A 19,221-nucleotide genomic window follows, 5' to 3' on the forward strand; every position below is an offset into this window, starting at 1 on the left:
ACCAGGTCTTGAAGGCCGACGTCACGCAGGGATCCGGATTAACCAACAGCGTCCGAAGACGGACCCGGCCCTCTCGGCTTGCGCTCAGAACAGGCGCAGTTTGTCGTCCTCGATGCCCCGCAGCGCGTTGTAGTCCAGGACCGTGCAGCCGATGCCGCGGTCGGTGGCGAGGACGCGGGCCTGCGGCTTGATCTCCTGGGCGGCGAAGACACCGCGGACCGGCGCGAGGTGCGGGTCGCGGTTCAACAGCTCCAGATAGCGCGTCAGTTGCTCCACACCGTCGATCTCGCCGCGCCGCTTGATCTCGATGGCGACGGTCTGGCCCTCGGCATCACGGCACAGGATGTCGACGGGCCCGATGGCCGTCATGTACTCGCGGCGGATGAGCGAGTAGCCCTCGCCGAGGGTCTCGATACGGTCCGCGAGGAGCTCCTGAAGGTGCGCTTCTACGCCGTCCTTGATCAGACCGGGGTCTACACCGAGTTCGTGCGAGGAATCGTGGAGGATTTCCTCCATCGTGATGATGAGCTTCTCGCCCGCCTTGTTGATGACGGTCCAGACGCCCGCTGTGTTTTCATCGTCTCCGGACCCCTCCTTCAGAGTGCAGGGCGGCGACATCCAGTTGAGGGGCTTGTAGGCCCGGTCGTCCGCGTGGATCGAGACGCTGCCGTCCGCCTTCACGAGGATGAGGCGAGGGGCTGACGGGAGATGGGCGGTGAGCCGGCCCGCGTAGTCGACGGAGCAGCGGGCAATGACGAGACGCATGGTCCGCAACGCTACTCGACGGGCAGTGGTCCACGCGATTCGCCCTGGAAGACGCCTGTTCGGTCGTGGCTGATTGTGTGCCTAGTGAGAGTTCGCTATGTGCGCATTCTCCTGGTGCCGTCACCGTACGTTGCTTACCGTATAAACAGGAGGTCGCGATGCGTGTACTCAGCGTGTTCGATATCGCGAACTCCCTTCCCTGTCCGGCAACCCCCGAGGTCTGGGGGTGCGAGAGGAGAACTCATGTCGCTCGACGTCTCACCGGCCCTACTCGAACAGGCCGAGCGAGGCGAGGTCGACGAAGCTGAATTCGTCGACTGCGTCCGGACCTCCCTGCCCTACGCATGGGAGATGATCAGCTCCCTGGTGGCCCAGCTGAAGGTGGACGGCGGGAACTTCGCCGACAACCAGACGCCCCCGCCGGACGAGCAGGCGCGTGGCCAGCTGCTGCGTGCGCTCGCGAGTGACGCGATACGCGGCGCGCTGCAGCGGCACTTCGGAGTGCGGCTTGCCTTCCAGAACTGCCACCGGGTGGCGGTGTTCCCGCTGGACGTCTCAGTGGACGACACGCTGGCACGATTCACCTCGGTCCGCAGCCAACTGCTGAACCAGTCGCCGGAGTTCCGGGACTGCTGACGCGGTAGCCGCATTGCTTGCCGCCCCGTACGCGGGAGGTGTTTCTGTACGGGGCGGCAAGCCCCCGCGAATCCGGCTCGTCGACCGGCCCGTACCGGGCCCGTCGGTACCCGGGCGCCGGTCTCCGAGTGGTCACCGGAGCTGGGGGAGCACTTCGGCACCCAGCCGTCGTACGTTCTCCTCGGTGGCCGCCAGATCCCCCGAACCCTCCACGAGCAGCGCGAAGCGTGAGATGCCGGTGCGTTCCGAAGTCGCCGCCAGCCGGTCGGCGCACAGCCTGGGGGTGCCCACCGGGTGCAGCCCGCAGAGCAGTTCGGTGTACGCCAGAGGGTCCCGCATCACGCGGGCGCGGTCGTCGACCGTCACATGGGCGTCAAGCCCCTGCTTCAGCCAGCCCGGCATCGACTTGAGGAGCGTCTCGACGGCGTCGGTGCGGCGGTCCGCGATCTGGCAGACCCCGGCCGACACATGCGCCGCCGTGGCGATCTCGTCGGCGGGCCGCCCGGCCACCCGCGCGAACTGCCGCCACAGGGCCACCATTTCGGCTTTCTCCTCGTCCCCGACGTGCATTCCGAGGAGCATCGGCAGCCCGCGCTCGGCCGCGAGCCGTACGCTCGAAGGCGAGGTGCAGGCGACGACCACCTCGGGGCCCGGCGCGCCGTTCAGCGCCTCCGACGGCCTGGGTACGACGGCGACTTCACGGAAATCGAAGCGCTCCCCGGTGCCTGCGACGGACGGTTCGCGCAGCCAGCGCATCAGCAGTTCGAGCGATTCCGGGAACCCCTGCTCGTACGCCGTGAGACCCGAGCCGAAGACCTCCAGGTCGACCCAGGGGCCACCGCGCCCCACGCCCAGCGAGAACCGTCCGCCGGACGTCACATGCAGCAGCGCCGCCTGCTCGCCGAGAGCCACCGGGTGCACGGTGGGCAGCACGCTCACCGCGGTGCCGACGCGGATCCGCTGCGTACGGCCGAGCAGCAGGGCCGCCAGGGTGATCGCCGACGGGCAGGTGCCGTACGGCACGAAGTGGTGCTCGGCCAGCCAGACCGAGTCGAGTCCGGCCTCCTCGGCGACCTCGGCCGACCGCACCGCACGGTGCAGGGCCTCCCCCTGGCCCTGCCCCGGAAACTGGGCGGCCAGTACAAAACTTCCAACGCGCATCGTACTTTTCCTGCTTCCTTGGCTCCGACGCGGAGCTCCCCCACTCGGCATAACCGCCCGACACGTGCCGAAGACACGGCCTCTCGGAGAGATTTCCGGATTGTCTGCAAAATCGGCCGAAGGGAGGGCGTTCTGTGGGGGTTGGTGGAGTACGTGTACCCCTGTGTGTGCCGCGTAGGCTGGACTTGGCCCCTGCTCCCTGTATAGCTCCGTGAGGTGTCCTGTGTCCCCGCGTCGCAACCGTCCGAAGGGCGTCGGCTCGTCCGGCCCGAGCCCGTCCCCGGACGACGGCGGCCGCTACGGCGGCTTTCAGTCCACGGAGAGCTGGCAGGGCGAGGAATGGAGCGTGCGCCATGTCGCGGGCGCGAGTGCCGAGGGCAAGACCTACCGCTGCCCGGGCTGCGACCAGATGATCCCTTCCGGCATCCCGCACGTGGTGGCCTGGCCGGAGCACTCGGGCGTCGACGACCGCCGCCACTGGCACAAGTCCTGCTGGAACGCGAAGGACCGCCGCACCTCGCGGGTGCAGCGGTCCCGTAACGCGCCCAGGTTCTAGGCGACTTCACACATCCCGGTCACACATCCCGGTCACACATCTCGGTCACACATCCCGGTCGTGCATCCGGGTCGTGCATCCGGGTCAGACGTCCCGGCGTTCGAGAAGCGCGAACGCGCCGGCGATCGCCGCCGCCGTCACCGCGGCGAGCAGGCCGAGCTGCGGCCCGCCCGTACCGTTCTCGTTGTCCAGGTGGAAGATCTTGGCGAGGGCGTTGGGAGCGTTGTACTCCAGCATCTTGTCGCCGATCGTCCGCAGGCTCTCGGACATGAAGAGGAATGCGGGCATGATCGCGGGCACCAGGACGAGCCCGAGCATCGCGGTGATCGCGCCGGCCGAGTGACGGAGCATCGAGCCGACCGCGAGGGCGAGGGTGCCGAGCAGCGAGACGTACAGCGCGCCCATCACCACCGTGCCGCCCCAGGAGACCTCCGACGAGCCACCGTGCACCCCCGAGGTGAACAGGCCGACGATGCCGATCGCGAAGGCCGACACGGCGAACGCCACGACGAAGAAGATGATCAGCTTCGCGGTGAGCACCCGGTGGCGCTGCGGCGAGGCCGTGAACGTCGTACGGATCATGCCCGTGCCGTACTCGGACGAGACCACCAGGACACCCAGGGTGATCAGGCAGATCTGCCCGAGGATCAGACCGAAGAAGGCCGGGATCGTGTACGGGACGTCGCCGAAGTCCTCGTCGGTGGTCTGGATGGCGACCAGGAAGCCGATGCCGACGACCAGGAGCAGGAAGACACCGAGCGTCCACATCGTGGAGCGCACCGACTTGATCTTCGTCCACTCGGAGGCGAGCGCGTGCCCCAGGTGAGTGGGCGTGACCGGGATCGGTGAGGTGTACGAACTGCCGTGCGGCGCCTGCCACTCGGGTGCGGCCTGCTGCGGCATCGGGGGCTGGGGCGTGCTCATCGGGCGTCCTCGGGCTTGGTCAGGTCGGGGGCGGCGGCCGGCGCTGCGGGAGCCTGGGGCGCGGCCTGGGCGTAAGGGTTCGCGGCCGGGGCACCGGGGGCACCCGGAGCGCCGTACGGGCCCGGCTGAGGCGCGCCGGGAGCGGCAGGGGCGCCGTACGGGCCCGGCTGCGGGGCGCCCTGCGGCATCGCGAACGGCTGCCCGCCCTGCTGGGGCGGCGGCGGCGCGTACCAGCCGGGCTGGCCCTGACCGGGCACCGGCATCTGCGGCGGCGGCATCGCGCCGGGCGGCAGCTCCTGTTGGAGCCCGGCCTTCTGGTCGACGGTCGAGCGGTAGTCGACGGCGCCTTGCGTCATCCGCATGTACGCCTCCTCCAGCGAGGCCTGGTGGGGCGACAGCTCCCACAGCCGTACGTCGGCGGAGTGCGCGAGGTCGCTGATCTGCGGCAGCCGCAGGCCCATCACGCGCAGCGCGCCGTCCTGCTCGGGCAGCACCTGGCCGCCCGCCTCGGTCAGTGCGGCGGACAGCTTCTCGCGCTGCTGCGGCTCGGTGTCCGGGGTGCGGACCCGGGCGAAGTCGGCCGAGTTGTGCGAGATGAAGTCCTTGATGTTGCTGTCCGCGAGCAGTTGCCCGCGGCCGATCACGATCAGGTGGTCGGCGGTCAGCGCCATCTCGCTCATCAGGTGCGAGGAGACGAAGACCGTACGGCCTTCCGCGGCGAGGGACTTCATCAGGTTGCGGACCCAGAGGATGCCTTCGGGGTCGAGGCCGTTGACCGGCTCGTCGAAGAGCAGCACCTGTGGGTCGCCGAGCAGCGCGGCCGCGATGCCGAGCCGCTGGCCCATGCCGAGCGAGAAGCCCTTGGAGCGTTTTCTGGCCACCTCCTGGAGGCCCACCACACCCAGGACCTCGTCCACGCGGCGGGCCGGGATACCGGACAGCTGAGCGAGGCAGAGGAGGTGGTTGCGGGCGTGCCGGCCGCCGTGCACGGCCTTGGCGTCGAGGAGCGCGCCGACCTGGCGGGGTGCGTTCGGCAGCTTGCGGTAGGGGAAGCCGCCGATCGTCACCTGCCCGGAGCTGGGGTTGTCGAGGCCGAGGATCATCCGCATCGTCGTCGACTTGCCCGAGCCGTTGGGCCCGAGGAAGCCGGTGACGGCACCTGGCCTCACCTGGAAGGAAAGGTTGTACACGGCTGTCTTGGCGCCATAGCGCTTCGTCAGGCCGACTGCCTCGATCATGCTCCGCACCCATCGAAAGGTTCTGGACGTCTCGGACGTCGGGGCACACGCCCCCGTAAGGGTTAGGAGGATATCGGTGCGCTGACGGTTCCCATCAAAAGAAAGTAAAACAGTGCAGGTCAAGCCGTTTTCTTGACAGGTACGCGTCTGGCCTGGTCAGAGGCGGAAACGGAATCCCCCGGTGCTGAAACGGAATGGATCGGGCCGGATGCGAAGGAAGCGCCGGGCCCGCGTCACCGACTGATCAGAACCGCTACGGAAGCGAGTCGTGCAGCGGCGGCAGGTCGTCGTACAGCCGCAGCTCGGCCGATTCGTCGACGTACGGCAGGAAGTCGGTCTGCGGAAGTACCCAGCCCTCCTTGCCGAAGAGCAGCGTGCCCTGCTCGCGCAGGGAAGGGTCGGCTCCGGCGCGCCGGACCCAGGTCGCCGGGTCGGGCCCGAGCAGCTCACGCAGCCGGGTGGAGTCGGCGAGCAGCGCCGCGAGCAGCGCGGACTGGTCGCCGCCGCCAGGGCGAGGCCGGCCGGTCACCGGGTCGGCGAGCACGCCGTGTGCGCTGAAGTAGATGTACGCGGCGCCGAGCCGTTCCCCGGACGGCATGGTCATCTCGAAGGCGTCGCCCGGGAGTATCGCCCGCCGGTAGTCCGGGAACTCGGTGTCGTCCACCGCCTTGAGCTGCGTCGAGTCCAGCCAGGTGACGACGAGCGTGGCCGACGCGTCCCGGTCGACGTACGGCGTCCCCGCCACGTATCCCGCGGGGCTGATGTGCCCGGAGCAGCCGACGCCGATGCCGCGCACCCCTACCGGCACCATCGGCACGGTCGCCGGAATGCCCAGCCGGGTGAGCTTGTGGGCGACCTGGCCGGGGGAGGCGTTCGAGCCGACGGCGATGACCGGGTGGCGGCGCCCGGTGGCGACCTGGCCGAGGCCGGCGAGGGCCTCGTCGAGGCGTTGTGACTCCTCCCGCTCCTCCACGTACCACTCGCCGAGCCGCAGCGGCCGTACGCCGAGATGGAACAGCTCGCCCCCGGTCAGCAGGGAGGGCTCGGTGGTGGGGCGGCCCGGATACGTGAGCGGCTGCTTGGCGGGGACGTCGTCCAGGCCCAGCGCTCGGAGGCTTCGGTCCTTCGTCGTCACGGTGACGCCCTTCGGGGGTGGTCGCGCGATACAGGCACAGCTTTCCACGCGAGGTCTACCCGGGACGGGCCCAGGTCTTGCCCACCTGAATGGGGTTGGCCGGAACGGACACCGGGAATCATGCCGTCTCATTGTACGAGTGGGGACGAAGTCTGTTACGGGGTATGTGAGTTGAGCTTGTTGAGAAGTGGGCAGCGCCGCTGGGGGCGGGCGGGGCGCGACCGGACGCATCCGCGCTTCCGTACGTCTGTTCGCTGGTGGATCGCCGGACGCACCGTCCACGCCCTGCTCCTGATGACGCTGGGTGCGCTGGCCGGCCTTTCCGTCGCCGTCGCGGCGCTGTGGACGGTGACGGAGCACTCGCCGCGGTCGATGGCGGATCGCTTCTCGGACAAGGAGCGGCTCTTCGACCTCAGCCTCACGGTGCTGCGCGCCTGCGTCGGGACCGACAACCTCGAACCCGAGGTGGACAGCACCGCGCACCAACTGCTCGCCACACTCGCCTCGGTCACCGGGGCGATGGTGCCCGCGGTGCTCCTCGGGATCGTGCTGATCAAGCTGTTCGCGCTGCGGCCGTTCGTCTGGCGGCGCCGGGCCAGCGTCTCGCAGGCCTGGACCGCCGACTTTCCCGGCTACTCGCGGGACCACGCGGACAGCGAGGACGCGATCATCGCCGTCCGTTTCTACAACCGCTTCGACAACCTCTCGGTGGTGGACCTGCGGGCCCGTGTCCACCTGCGTTATCTGGAGCGGTCGCCGCACGACGGCAGCCTGGTCATCTACAAGCAGTGGCTGAAGGTGCTGGACGCGAACGGGGAGCTCGCCGAGGAGCGGTCCTGGCTGGCGGTCGAGCGCGGGGCGCCCTTCACCGTGTGGATACCGGTGGACGCGCCGGTGGCCGAGCTGCCGTTCCGGCACATCCAGGGCAAGGACCTGTCCGGGTCGTACGGAGTGAAGCTGCTCGTGCGGCTGACGGCGCGGACCGTGGGTCTGGGCACCGAGGTCGCCGACGAGCGCTGGTTCGACCTGGCGGGCGGCGACTTCGAACTCGGCCGCTTCGTGCCGCTCCAGCCGGATCTGGACAAGGACGTGTGGCGCTGGGAGGGGTGGACGGACTTCGACGGGGTGCTGGAGTCCCGGCCGGACGGCCGGAACCCCTTGGGGCCCTCCCGACCGGACGCCGAGGACCCCGTGCGTCCGTCCGGCCCGGACGGCGGGAGCCCTACGCGTCCCGCTTCTTGAGCAGGACATACCCCCCGATGACGGCCACCGCCACCCACGCCACCATGATCGCGAGGCCGCCCCAGGGGCCGTACGGAGTGTCGTCGTCGATCGGGGTCACGACCTGCATGATCTTGCTGCCGGCCTGGTCGGGGAGGTACTGGCCGATCTTCTTGGTGGCGGAGACGTTGCCGAGGATGTTGGAGATCAGGAAGAAGAACGGCATCAGGATGCCGAGGGAGAGCATCGGGCTGCGCAGCATCGTCGCGACGCCCATCGAGAAGACGGCGATGAGTGTCATGTAGAGGCCGCCGCCGATGACGGCGCGCAGCACACCGGGGTCGCCGATCGACGCCTTGTGCGAGCCGAGCATCGCCTGGCCGAGGAAGAAGGCGACGAAGCTGGTGATGATGCCGACGACGAAGGAGAGGACCGTCGCCACCGCGATCTTGCCGAAGAGGAACGTGCCGCGCCGCGGGACGGCCGCGAGTGAGGTGCGGATCATGCCGGTGCTGTACTCGTTCGAGACGACGAGCACCCCGAACACGATCATCGCGAGCTGACCGAGGCTCATGCCCGCGAAGCTGATGAACGTCGGGTCGAAGGACAGCTTGTCGTTCTCGCTCAGATTGTCGAAGTCGTTCTTCGACAGGAGCGAGATCAGAATGCCGAGGGCGATCGTGACGACCGCGGCGAGACCGAGCGTCCAGATGGTGGATGCGACCGAGCGGATCTTGGTCCACTCGGACTGGAGGACCTGCGTCGCCGCCATGGTCAGCCCCTCTTCCAGTCGTCGCCCCATTGCTGCTGGGGTGGTGGCGAGGTCCCCAGATGCGGAGCGTCCAGGAGAGCGGCGTCCGGGTGCGGGGTGTCCGAGTGGGCGTGGTACTCCACCGACTCCGCGGTCAGCTGCATGAACGCCTCTTCCAGGGATGCCTGTTGGGGACTGAGTTCGTGCAGCACGATCTGGTGCTGTGCGGCCAGCTCCCCGAGGTGCTCCGGCTTGGAGCCGTCCACCTCCAGCGTGCCGCCGCCCGTCTCGACGACGGTGATTCCGGCGCCGTGCAGCAGGTCGAGGAAGCGCTCGCGCTGGGGAGTGCGGATACGGACGTACGACCGTGAGTTCTGCTGGATGAAGTCCGCCATGGAGGTGTCGGCGAGCAGCCGGCCCTGGCCGATGACGACCAGGTGGTCGGCGGTCAGCGCCATCTCGCTCATCAGGTGACTCGAGACGAAGACCGTACGGCCCTGTGCCGCCAGGGACTTCATGAGGTTGCGGATCCAGTGGATGCCCTCGGGGTCGAGCCCGTTGACCGGCTCGTCGAACATCAGGATCCGCGGGTCGCCGAGGAGCGCGCCCGCGATACCGAGCCGCTGGCCCATGCCGAGCGAGAACCCCTTGGCCTTCTTCCTGGCGACGGCGGTCAGCCCGACCGTGTCGAGGACCTCGTGGACCCGCGCCTTGGGGATGCCGTTGCTCTGCGCGAGGCAGAGAAGGTGGTTGAAGGCGCTGCGGCCTCCGTGCATGGCCTTGGCGTCGAGGAGGGCGCCGATGTACTTCAGCGGTTCCCTGAGGCCGTCGTAGTGCTGCCCGTCGATCCGCACATCGCCCGCGGTGGGCCGGTCGAGCCCGAGCATCATCCGCATGGTCGTGGACTTGCCGGCGCCGTTGGGGCCGAGGAAGCCCGTCACGATCCCCGGTCTGACGGCGAAGGTGAGGTTGTTGACCGCCACCTTGTCGCCGTACCGCTTGGTCAGCCCCTCGAGCTCGATCATGCGGCCACGCTAAGACGGGCGTTGCCGCAGTGCCACTTGGGCGAGCGGGTCTTTGCCGCATGTTCACCGATCCCGGCCGGCGCGTCGGTGCGGGTACGACGACGGCCCGCGCTGCCGGGATGTGGGTGCGGGTACGACGACGGCCCGCATCCTCATTCTCGGGAGTGCGGGCCGTCGTCGTACGAGCAACTGCCGGGATGCCGGGAACTACCGGGACTGCTGAGCCGGGACCCCACGCGAGATCGGCTCGTCGTCGGCCGGCGAGGTGGCGGCAGCCACCGCGGCGCCCGTGAGCGTCGCGAGCATCTCGCGGACGTTCGTGAGCTGGGCGTTGATCGAGTCGCGGCGGTTCGTCAGAGCCGCCAGCTCGCGCTCGGATTCCGAGCGGATGCGGTCGGCCTTGGCGTTCGCGTCGGCCACGATGTCCTCGGCCTGGCGCTGAGCCGTCTCCACCGTCTGGCGGGCGCGGCGCTCGGCGTCCGTGCGCAGCTTCTCCGCCTCCAGGCGGAGCTGCTCCGCGCGGTGCTCGATCTCCGCGAGACGCTTCTCGGCCTTGGCCTGACGGGAAGCCAGGTCACGCTCGGACTGCTCGCGCCGCTTGGCGAGGTTCGTCTCGAAGTCGGCGGCGGCCTGCGCGGCCTTCGCACGGGTCTCCTCGAAGAGGGCGTCCGCCTCCTCGCGCTTGGACTGTGCGTCCTTCGTCGCCTCCTGACGCAGCTGCGAGGCGTCGCCCTTGGCCTTCTCAAGGATCCGGACGCCCTCGTCCTCCGCCTTGGCCTTGCGGTCTGCAGCGAACGATTCTGCGTCGTTGCGGACCTGCTGGGCCGCCGACTCGGCGAGCTCGCGGTGCTGCTCGGAAGCGCGCCGGGCCTCCTCTCGCAGATCCTTCGCCTCCTCCTCGGCGAGGCGGAGGATCTTCTCGACACGCGCGCCGAGACCGGCGTACGACGGCTCTGCGTCGCTGACCTGGGCCTGGGCGTTCTGCGTTTCGAGGTGGAGCTCCTCGATGCGCTTTTCAAGAGCAGTGATACGGGCCAGAGCGCTGTCACGGTCGGAGACGAGCTTCGAAATGCGTTCGTCCACCTGAGCGCGGTCGTACCCACGCCGCACAAGCTCGAAGCCGTAGGGGGAAGTGTCGCTCATGGGGTTCCTGTCGAATGAGACCGGTGAGGTGATAGGGGGAATCCTAGGGGTCAAAGCGGTGTGTCATCGAGCGGATACGTGTTTGATCTGGAGAATGACACTCCTTTTGGGTGGCTACCTGTCGGAGCGCTTGCCAGAGCCTGTGTCAAAGGTCCCTACAAAGCATGGAATCGACGCCTATGGCTAGCCCTCTGACGTCTTGCCACCCGAACGAGTCGCACCCGCGGCAGCCCCCGCCTTGACGGCACCGTCCTTGTTGCCCGACGGGGCCTCAAAGGATTCCAACGCCTCCAGCACGTCCTGGACACGGGAGATCTCCGCATTGATGTCCGCCCGCCGCCGCACCAGCACCTCGAGCTCGCGCTTGCCCTCCTCGACCGTGCGCCGCGCCTCCTGCTCGGCGTCGGCCTTGATCTTCTGAGCCTCGGCGACGAGCGAGTTCTTCTTCTGCTCGGCCTCCTTGAGGAGCCCCTCCGCCTTGCGTACGGCGGCGATCCGCACCTTGCTCGCCTCGGAATTGGCCTCCGACACCAGGTCCTTGGCCTTCGCCTCGGCCTTGGCGAGGGACTCCTCGGCGGCCTTGATGAGCGCGTCGCACCGGTCGCCCGCCGCCCGCATCGTCTCGGCCGACTCGTGGCGCGCCCGCGCGTGCAGCGACTCGATCTCGGTGGTGATCCGGTCGCGCAGCTCCTCCGCACGCTCCCTTATCGCGGTCGCGTCCCGGCGCGCGCCGACCAACAGCTCGTCGGCGTCCGTACGGGCCCGCTCCACCCGGGAGTTGCCCTCGATCGTCGCCTCGGAGACCAGCCGCTCCGCTTCGCTGCGGGCCGCGCCGACCATGCTGTCGGCCTGCTCCTCGGCGTCCGCCGTGGTCTTCTGCGCGGTCTGCTGGGACTCCGAGAGCAGCTTGTCGGCCTCCGACGCCGTCTCCGAGATGAGCGTGTCGACCTGCTCGGCCGCCTCGGAGCGCCGCTTGTTGGCCTCCTTGCGCGCTTCGTCCGTCGTCCGCTCGGCCTCTTCGCGCGCGGCCGACGTGACCCGCTCGGCCTCCGCCTCCGCCTCGGCCTTGAGGCGCTCCGCCTCGGCGCGGATCCGCTCGCTGTGCTGCTGCGCGGAGCCGACCGTCGCCGCGGCCTCGGCGCGCAGCCGCTCCGCGTCCCCGGTCGCGTCCGAGATGAGGTGCTCGGCCTTGGCCACCGATTCCGCGCGGACCCGCTCGGCCTCGGCGTTCGTCTCCACCGTGAGCCGCTCCGCCTCGGACCGCGCCTCGTTGATCAGCGTGTCCGCCTGCGTGGCGGCGTCCGAACGGATCCGGTTCGCGTCCTCGCGAGCCTCGCCCCGCGTACGTGAGGCGTCCTGCTCGGCGTTGGCGATGGCGTCGGACGCCTCGGTGCGGACGCGCTGGGAGTGCTCGGCGGCCTCCGAACGCAGTCGCTCGGATTCGGCGATCGCCTCCGAAACCGTGTGCTCCGCCAGCGACTTGGCGGCCTCCGACGACTCGGACGCCTCCCGCCGCACACGGCTCGCGTCCTCGCTGGCCCGCTCGCGCTCCGCGTAGGCGTCGGCGCGGACCCGGTCGGCCTCCGCCTGTGCCTCGGTCCGTACCCGGTCCGCCGCATGTTCGGCGGCGGACCTGAGACCGGTGATCTCCTCCTGAGCCTGCTCGTGCAGCCCGGCGACCGAGTCGCGCACCTGCTGCGCGGTCTGCTCGGCGTTCGAGACCATCTCGGTCGCGCGCCGGTCGGCCTCCTCGACCAGCCGTACGGCCTCGGCCTGGGCCTCCTCCACCCGCTTGCGAGCGGAAGCGAGCAGCTCCTCGCTCTGCTCGCGGGCCCGCTCGCGCTCCTGGTCGGCCTCCTGGCGCGCCGAACCGAGCAGCTCCTCGGCCTCGCGGCGCCGCCGCTGGGACTCCTCCTGCGCGGCGGCCAGCGCCTCGGCAGCCTCGACCGCCAGCCGCTCGGCCGCGGCCTGTGCCTCCGCCCGTACCCGGTCCGCGCTGTCCTGCGCCTCCGACTTCAGCCGCTCGGCCTCCGCCGCGGCGTCCGAACGCAGTCGTACGGCGATGTTCTCGCCCTCGGCCCGGGACGTGGACGCGTCGGCCGCGGCCTCGTCGCGCAGCCGCTCGGCCTCCGCCTCGGCCTGTGCCTGGAGCGTACGGATCCGCTCGGCGGACTCCGAACGCAGCCGGTCCGTCTCCTCCGCGGCCTCACGGCGCAGCCGCTCGGCCTCCGCGCGGGCCTCGCCCAGCGCCTGCTCCGCCGAGGTGACCCGCTGCTCGGCCTCGGTGTGCAGCCGGGCCAGCCCCTCGGCAGCCTCCTCGCGGCGGGCCGCTATGGCCCGCTCGGTCTCCTCGCGCAACGCCTGAGCGGCCCGCTCGGCGTCCGCCTTGACGCCCTCGGCCTGCTCCTCGGCCTCCGTCCGGTGCCGCTCGGCCTCCGTGCGGGTGCGCTCCAGGGTCTCCTCGGCCTGTCGGCGCAAGGTCGTGGCACGCTCGATGGCCTCGGTGCGCACCCGCTGACTGTCGGTCGTGGCGACCGACCGCTGCTCGTCGGCGTCCGCCTTGGCCTTGGCGAGCAGCTCCTCGGCGGTCTTGGCCGCCTCCTCGATCTGCTGGACGGCCTCGCGCCTGGCCTCGCTGCGGATCCGCTCGCCCTCGGCGTTGGCGTCGCCGCGCAGTTGCTCGGCCTCGCCGCGCAGCCGGCGCGCCTCCTCCTGGAGCTCGACCGTCTTGGCGCGGTACTCCTTGGTGTCGTCCTTCGCCGTGCCCTTGAGCTGCTCGGCGATGTCGTGCGCCTCGGCACGCAGCCGGTCCGCCTCGGCCTCGGCCTTGCTGCGGATCCGCTCGGCCTCCTCGGTGGCGGCCTTGGTGGTCGACTTGGCTTCCTCGGACGCCCTGTTCAGGACGTCCTCGGCGGTACGGGCCGCCTTGGCGAGCTGGGACGCGGTCTCCTCGGCGGTGAGACTGCGCGCGTTCTCCTCGGCCTCCGCGACGATCTTCTCGGCCTTGGCCTTGGCCTCCGCGACGACCTGCTCGGCGTCCGCCTTGGTGGTCTCGGCCTCCTGACTGGCCTCGTTGACCAGCCGGGCGACCTGCTCCTTCGCCGTCCGCGTGCGCTGCTCGTTCGTCGACTCGGCGGTGGCCAGGGCCTTGGCCGCGGCCTCCTTCGCCTCGGCGACGGTCTTCTCCGCCTCGGCCCGCGCCTCGCGCAGCGCCGCCTCCGCCTCGGCCGCGCGCTGCTCGGCGGTCCGGCTCAGCTCGGTGGCCTGACGGCGGGCGGAGTCCGACTCGGTCGCCGTAGAGCTGCGCAGCTGCTCGGCGTGGTCGGTGGCCTCCTGGGCCTGGGTGGACGCCGCGTTCAGCAGCCGCTCGGCGTCCGTGCGGGCCCGGCGCAGCAGCGCCTCGGCCTCGGCGCGGGCCGACTCGGCGTCGGCGTTCAGCCGCTGGCGGGCCTCGGAGGCGACCCGCTCGGCCTCCGCACGGGCCGCGGCCAGCGCCTGGTCGGCCTCGGTACGCGACTCCTCCAGAAGCCTGCGGGCCTGCTGCTCGGTGCGGGAGCGCAGCTGCTCCGCCCACGCCACGTTCTCGTTGACGTGCGACTCGACGGTCTGCCGGCGCTCGCCCAGCTCCTGGTCCAGCTGCTGGCGGCGGGTGACCGCCTCCTGGTGCAGCTCCGCCTGGAGACGGGCGGCCTGCTCGGCGTGCTCCTGGAGGATGCGCTGGGTCTGCGCGCGGGCCTGGCTCATCTCGCGCTCGGCGTCGGCGCGCAACTGGTCGGCCTGGATCTGCGCATTACGAAGGAGCTGCTCGGCCTGGTAGCCGAGGTCACCGCCGTCATAGGCAGGCCGGGTCGCCAGACTGCGGCGCGCCTCGTGCAGCTTGGCGCGCAGCACCTCGACTTGATAGCCGAGGTCCTCGGCGTGCTGGACGGCCTTCTCCCGCTCGGTCTTCAGCCGCTCCATCTCGGCCTCGAACCGAGAGAGGTGGTCGACGTCAGCCGCCGGCTCTCGCTCCTGGCGTTCGTAGCCCCGCACTGCGCGGTCCCATCCGTCCCCTGGTCGCAAGTCTCTCCAAACGAGCTCCGTCCATCCGCCGAACGGGGCCCCCGGGGAATGGTGTCAGATCACCGGCGGAGCATGGGCCGCTGCCCGGACGCTCGTCCCGCCTGTCCCCCGAAAACCTGGACCCCGGCCCTCGAATCCCAATGAGTAAGGACCCGGACCGCCCCGCTGAGGCGGCGGCCGTCCCCAACCCTACCGGCCCATATGTACGAGGGTCAGTGCTCAGGTGACTCAACAGGCGCCGAAGTCACCAGTTCTGTCAGCACGCCATGGCAATCCTTTGGATGCAGGAACGTGATCCGGGAGCCCATCGAGCCGATCCGGGGCTCGTCGTACAGCACGCGTACGCCCTTGTCCTTGATGTCGGCGGCGTCGGCGTCCACGTCCGCGGTGCCGAAAGCGATGTGGTGGACGCCCTCACCGTTCTTCGCCAGCCACTTCGCGACGGTGGAGTCCTCGCGGGTGGGTTCGAGCAGCTGGAGGTAGGAAGCACCGCCGTCGGAGGTCCCGTTGATCCTGATCATGGCCTCCCGGACACCCTGCTCCTCGTTGACCTCGGAGTGGAAGACCTCGAAGCCGTACGTGGCCCGGTAGAACTCGACGGTCTTGTCGAGGTCGAAACAGGCGATCCCAATGTGGTCGATTCGCGTCAGCATGGAGTCAGTGCAGCGCTCCTGAGGCGGTTACGCAACGTGCGCGCGATCACACTCCACGCCGGATGACGGGTGGCCTACCGCTCAGTACATTCAAAGTAAACCCTCGTTCACTCCTCAGCTGTGCAGCTGAAAGGGGATCGCACCTCATGTCAGGAACGAACAGCAGTACCTCGGTGATCGTCGCGGGCGCCCGTACGCCCATGGGACGGTTGCTGGGCTCGCTGAAGTCCTTTTCCGGGGCAGACCTCGGTGGCTTCGCGATCAAGGCCGCCCTCGACCGTGCGGGTATCGGCGGCGACCAGGTGCAGTACGTGATCATGGGCCAGGTGCTCCAGGCCGGGGCAGGGCAGATCCCGGCACGCCAGGCCGCGGTCAAGGCGGGCATCCCGATGAGCGTCCCGGCGCTCACCATCAACAAGGTGTGTCTCTCGGGCCTCGACGCCATCGCACTCGCCGACCAGCTCATCCGCGCAGGTGAGTTCGAGATCGTCGTCGCGGGCGGCCAGGAATCCATGACGAACGCGCCCCACCTCCTCCCGAAGTCCCGCGAGGGCTACAAGTACGGCGCGATCGAGATGCTCGACGCCATGGCGTACGACGGCCTCACGGACGCCTTCGAGAACGTCGCCATGGGTGAGTCGACGGAGAAGCACAACACCCGGCTCGCCATCGTCCGCCCCGAGCAGGACGCGGTGGCGGCCCTTTCGCACCAGCGCGCGGCCGCCGCCCAGAAGGACGGCATCTTCGCGGCGGAGATCACGCCGGTGGAGATTCCGCAGCGCAAGGGCGAGCCCGTCGTCTTCAGCGAGGACGAGGGCATCCGCGCCGAGACCACGGTGGAGTCGCTGGGCAAGCTGCGCCCGGCCTTCACCAAGGACGGCACGATCACGGCCGGCACCTCGTCCCAGATCTCGGACGGCGCCGCCGCCGTCGTCGTCATGAGCAAGGCGAAGGCGCTGGAGCTGGGCCTTGAGTGGATCGCCGAGATCGGCGCCCACGGGAACGTCGCAGGGCCGGACAACTCCCTCCAGTCGCAGCCCTCCAACGCCATCCTGCACGCCCTGAAGAAGGAGGGCCTGGACGTCTCGGACCTCGACCTCATCGAGATCAACGAGGCCTTCGCGGCGGTCGCCGTGCAGTCAATGAAGGACCTCGGAGTGTCCACCGACAAGGTGAACGTCAACGGCGGAGCCATTGCCCTGGGTCACCCGATCGGGATGTCCGGCGCGCGGCTCGTCCTGCACCTCGCCCTCGAACTGAAGCGGCGGGGCGGTGGCGTGGGTGCCGCCGCGCTGTGCGGCGGCGGCGGGCAGGGTGACGCGCTGATCGTGCGGGTACCCAAGAGCTGACCCACGCTTTTCGCCTTCGCCCTTTTCGCCCGCCCTTAGTGAACGGAGCTGTGATGGAGGACGTCGCCTCGCTGGTGGCCCAGGCCAGAGAAGGCCGGCCGCGAGCCGTGGCCAGGCTGATCTCTCTGGTGGAGGGAGCGTCCGAGCAGCTTCGCGAGGTGATGGCGGCGCTGGCACCGCTCGCCGGGAACGCGTACGTCGTCGGCCTCACGGGGTCGCCGGGCGTGGGCAAGTCGACGGCCACGTCGGCGCTCGTGACCGCGTACCGCAAGCAGGGCAGGCGGGTCGGCGTCCTCGCCGTCGACCCGTCCTCGCCGTTCTCCGGAGGCGCGCTGCTCGGCGACCGCGTGCGGATGTCCGAGCACGCCTCCGACCCCGGGGTGTACATCCGCTCCATGGCGACCCGGGGCCACCTCGGCGGGCTCGCCTGGTCGGCACCCCAGGCGATCCGTGTCCTGGACGCCGCGGGCTGTGACGTGATCCTGGTCGAGACCGTCGGCGTCGGCCAGTCCGAGGTCGAGATCGCGTCCCAGGCCGACACGTCCGTGGTGCTCCTCGCACCCGGCATGGGTGACGGCATCCAGGCGGCCAAGGCCGGAATCCTGGAGATCGGCGACGTGTACGTCGTCAACAAGGCCGACCGGGACGGGGCCGACGCCACCGCCCGCGAGCTGAACCACATGCTCGGCCTCGGCGAGTCCCGTGGCCCCGGTGACTGGCGCCCGCCGATCGTCAAGACCGTCGCCGCGCGGGGCGAGGGGATCGACGAGGTCGTCGAGGCGCTGGAGAAGCACCGGGCGTGGATGGAGGAGCACGGGGTGCTCATCGAGCGGCGCCGCGCCCGGGCCTCCAAGGAGGTCGAGACGATCGCCGTGACGGCCCTGCGCCAACGCATCGGCGACCTCCACGGGGACCGCCGCCTCAGCGCCCTCGCGGAGCGCATCGTGGCGGGCGAGCTGGATCCCTACCGGGCGGCGGATTCCCTGGTGGAGGGGTTGAGGGAGGCCTGAGGTCTGGGGGTTTTCGCCCCCTCCGCCCCTACCCGTCCCGTACCTGGGGGCTCTGCCCCCAGGCCCCCGTATCGCGCTGAACGCGCTCGTCCTCAAACGCCGGACGGGCTGAAGGGGTGTTAGCCCCTCCGGCGCTTGAGGAGCGGGGGTTTGGGGGCGGAGCCCCCAAGTGACGGGAATGGGTAGGGGCGGAGGGGGCGAAAAAACCCTCCTCAACCCCCCGCACCTGCTGTTAAGTTAGGCCGCATGTTCCTCCTCATGGCATAGGGCCCGCCCAAGCCGCGCGACCGTCGCGGCACACAGGTGCCCTCAACCGCCCTCTCGCCGAGGAACACTCCACATGCCTGCGTCACTTCCGCGGCGGCCCTCGTACGCCGCCGTCCTCCGCATCCCCCACACCCGCCGCACCTTCACCACCGCCCTCGTCGGCAGACTGTCGTACGGCATGGTCTCCGTGGCCATGCTGTTGACAGTGACCCGGGCGACCGGGTCGTACGCCGTGGCCGGCACGGTCCTGGCGCTGTTCGGTGCCATGAGCGTGTTCCTGTCGCCCGCGAGGGCGGCCCTGATCGACCGGTACGGCCCTCGCCGTGCCCTTCTCCCCATGGCCTCGCTCTACGCGACGCTGCTCGGAGCCTTCGCGGCGACTGCCTGGCGCCCGGAAGCACCGCCGGTGGTACTCGGCGCGCTGGCCGTGGCCGCGGGCGCCTGCACGCCCCCGCTCGGCCCCACGATGCGCGCCGTGTGGGGCGAAGTCGTCGAGGACCGGCTGCTGTTGCAGCGGGCGTACAGTTTGGACGGCGTGGCGGAGGAGATCCTCTTCGTCTCCGGGCCACTGCTGGTGGGCGGGGTGGTGCAGTTCGCGCCCCCGGCCGCCGCCGTCGCGCTCAGCGCCGTGCTGGTGTGGACGGGAACCCTCGGGTTCGTCCTGTCGCCGGTGGTGGCGGGCGTACGGCCCGCTGCTGTGAAGGCCGAGCGGTCCCGAGCCCGGTTGCGCGTCGGCCGGGCCCTCGCGCAGCCCGTCGTCGTCGCCGCGGGTGTCGGGCTGGCGCTCGGCGCACTCGACCTGCTGGTCATGGCCTTCGCCGAGCAACGCCACCACGGGGACGACGTGGTGGCCTGGGTGCTCGCCGCCCTGTCGGCGGGCAGCGCGCTGGGCGGCCTGCTGAACGGTGCCGTCAACTGGAGTACGTCCGCACGGACCCGGCTGCCGCTGATGATCGGCGGCGTGGGGCTCGCCCTGCTGGCCGCCGGACTGGCGCCGGGCCTCGGTACCCTGACCGTCGCCGTGGTCTGCGCCGGCTTCTTCGTGGCCCCGGCACTGACCACGTCCTACCTGATCGCGGACGAGGAAGCGCCACCCGGTTTCCGCACCCAGGCCGGCGCCTGGGTCAACACCGCTGTGAACGCCGGGAGTTCGGCCGGCGCCGCTGGGGTGGGCCTGCTGGTCGGCCACCTGTCCCTCGGCCTCTGCTTCGCGGTCTCGGGCTCGGTGGCGCTCGCCGCGGCCCTGGTCTCCGCGAGCGGCGTACGTCGCCTGCCCGCCTCGCCGGGTACCCCCGCTCAGGCGGAGGTACCCGACCGGGTCTGAC

General features: G+C 70.3%; 16 protein-coding genes. 6 read left to right on the plus strand and 10 right to left on the minus strand.

The window, feature by feature from the left end:
- Window positions 1-84: 84 nt before the first annotated feature.
- The gene (gene nucS / locus ACFWP7_RS34905; RefSeq protein WP_384390032.1) at window positions 85-765 is read right to left on the minus strand and encodes an endonuclease NucS; all 681 of its coding nucleotides are present in this window, start codon (window positions 763-765) and stop codon (window positions 85-87) included.
- 243 nt (window positions 766-1,008) lie between these two features.
- Between nucS and ACFWP7_RS34910 the strand changes: the two genes are divergently transcribed.
- Window positions 1,009-1,401, plus strand: coding sequence for an SCO5389 family protein (locus ACFWP7_RS34910; RefSeq protein WP_384390034.1), 393 nt, complete (start codon window positions 1,009-1,011; stop codon window positions 1,399-1,401).
- A gap of 132 nt (window positions 1,402-1,533) precedes the next feature.
- Here the strand turns inward: ACFWP7_RS34910 and ACFWP7_RS34915 are convergent, their stop codons facing one another.
- Window positions 1,534-2,562 (minus strand): LLM class flavin-dependent oxidoreductase, encoded by a 1,029-nt coding sequence (locus ACFWP7_RS34915; RefSeq protein ID WP_384390037.1) that lies wholly within the window; start codon window positions 2,560-2,562, stop codon window positions 1,534-1,536.
- A gap of 223 nt (window positions 2,563-2,785) precedes the next feature.
- Between ACFWP7_RS34915 and ACFWP7_RS34920 the strand changes: the two genes are divergently transcribed.
- Complete coding sequence (locus ACFWP7_RS34920; RefSeq protein WP_384390040.1) at window positions 2,786-3,118, plus strand: ATP/GTP-binding protein; 333 nt, start codon at window positions 2,786-2,788, stop codon at window positions 3,116-3,118.
- Window positions 3,119-3,202: 84 nt separating this feature from the next.
- Here ACFWP7_RS34920 and ACFWP7_RS34925 read toward each other — a convergent pair whose 3' ends face one another.
- From ACFWP7_RS34925 to ACFWP7_RS34935, 3 genes are all read right to left on the minus strand, one after another.
- Window positions 3,203-4,042 (minus strand): ABC transporter permease, encoded by an 840-nt coding sequence (locus ACFWP7_RS34925; RefSeq protein WP_384390043.1) that lies wholly within the window; start codon window positions 4,040-4,042, stop codon window positions 3,203-3,205.
- Window positions 4,039-5,280 (minus strand): ABC transporter ATP-binding protein, encoded by a 1,242-nt coding sequence (locus ACFWP7_RS34930; RefSeq protein ID WP_384390046.1) that lies wholly within the window; start codon window positions 5,278-5,280, stop codon window positions 4,039-4,041. The genes ACFWP7_RS34925 and ACFWP7_RS34930 overlap by 4 nt, the downstream gene beginning before the upstream one ends.
- Before the next feature lie 253 nt (window positions 5,281-5,533).
- On the minus strand, window positions 5,534-6,415 hold the full coding sequence (locus tag ACFWP7_RS34935) for a hypothetical protein (RefSeq protein WP_384390048.1): 882 nt from the start codon (window positions 6,413-6,415) through the stop codon (window positions 5,534-5,536).
- A gap of 171 nt (window positions 6,416-6,586) precedes the next feature.
- Here ACFWP7_RS34935 and ACFWP7_RS34940 point away from each other — a divergent pair, with 171 nt between their 5' ends.
- The gene (locus ACFWP7_RS34940; RefSeq protein ID WP_384390051.1) at window positions 6,587-7,657 is read left to right on the plus strand and encodes a hypothetical protein; all 1,071 of its coding nucleotides are present in this window, start codon (window positions 6,587-6,589) and stop codon (window positions 7,655-7,657) included.
- Here the strand turns inward: ACFWP7_RS34940 and ACFWP7_RS34945 are convergent.
- From ACFWP7_RS34945 to mce, 5 genes are all read right to left on the minus strand, one after another.
- Window positions 7,638-8,408 carry an ABC transporter permease gene (locus tag ACFWP7_RS34945; RefSeq protein ID WP_384390054.1) on the minus strand — a complete coding sequence of 257 codons (771 nt, stop codon included), beginning with the start codon at window positions 8,406-8,408 and terminating at the stop codon, window positions 7,638-7,640. The genes ACFWP7_RS34940 and ACFWP7_RS34945 overlap by 20 nt on opposite strands.
- Window positions 8,409-8,410: 2 nt before the next feature.
- Window positions 8,411-9,412: an ABC transporter ATP-binding protein gene (locus tag ACFWP7_RS34950; RefSeq protein ID WP_384390057.1), complete on the minus strand. Its 1,002-nt coding sequence runs from the start codon at window positions 9,410-9,412 to the stop codon at window positions 8,411-8,413.
- 207 nt (window positions 9,413-9,619) lie between these two features.
- On the minus strand, window positions 9,620-10,555 hold the full coding sequence (locus ACFWP7_RS34955) for a cellulose-binding protein (RefSeq protein ID WP_384390060.1): 936 nt from the start codon (window positions 10,553-10,555) through the stop codon (window positions 9,620-9,622).
- A gap of 183 nt (window positions 10,556-10,738) precedes the next feature.
- Complete coding sequence (gene scy / locus ACFWP7_RS34960) at window positions 10,739-14,587, minus strand: polarized growth protein Scy (RefSeq protein ID WP_384390062.1); 3,849 nt, start codon at window positions 14,585-14,587, stop codon at window positions 10,739-10,741.
- A gap of 242 nt (window positions 14,588-14,829) precedes the next feature.
- Entirely contained in the window at window positions 14,830-15,270 is a 441-nt protein-coding gene (gene mce / locus ACFWP7_RS34965) for a methylmalonyl-CoA epimerase (protein WP_384390066.1), read from the minus strand.
- 146 nt (window positions 15,271-15,416) lie between these two features.
- Between mce and ACFWP7_RS34970 the strand changes: the two genes are divergently transcribed.
- The 3 genes from ACFWP7_RS34970 to ACFWP7_RS34980 all read left to right on the plus strand — a co-directional run bounded on the left by ACFWP7_RS34970 (window position 15,417) and on the right by ACFWP7_RS34980 (window position 19,220).
- A complete protein-coding gene (locus ACFWP7_RS34970) occupies window positions 15,417-16,619 on the plus strand; it encodes an acetyl-CoA C-acetyltransferase (RefSeq protein WP_384390069.1) in 1,203 nt (400 codons plus the stop codon).
- Window positions 16,620-16,672: 53 nt separating this feature from the next.
- Entirely contained in the window at window positions 16,673-17,629 is a 957-nt protein-coding gene (gene meaB / locus ACFWP7_RS34975; RefSeq protein WP_384390071.1) for a methylmalonyl Co-A mutase-associated GTPase MeaB, read from the plus strand.
- Between the two features lie 340 nt (window positions 17,630-17,969).
- Window positions 17,970-19,220: an MFS transporter gene (locus ACFWP7_RS34980; RefSeq protein ID WP_384390074.1), complete on the plus strand. Its 1,251-nt coding sequence runs from the start codon at window positions 17,970-17,972 to the stop codon at window positions 19,218-19,220.
- Window position 19,221: the final 1 nt, after the last annotated feature.

Origin of the sequence: Streptomyces sp. NPDC058470 (assembly GCF_042721055.1) — a bacterium.
Lineage (GTDB): Bacteria > Actinomycetota > Actinomycetes > Streptomycetales > Streptomycetaceae > Streptomyces.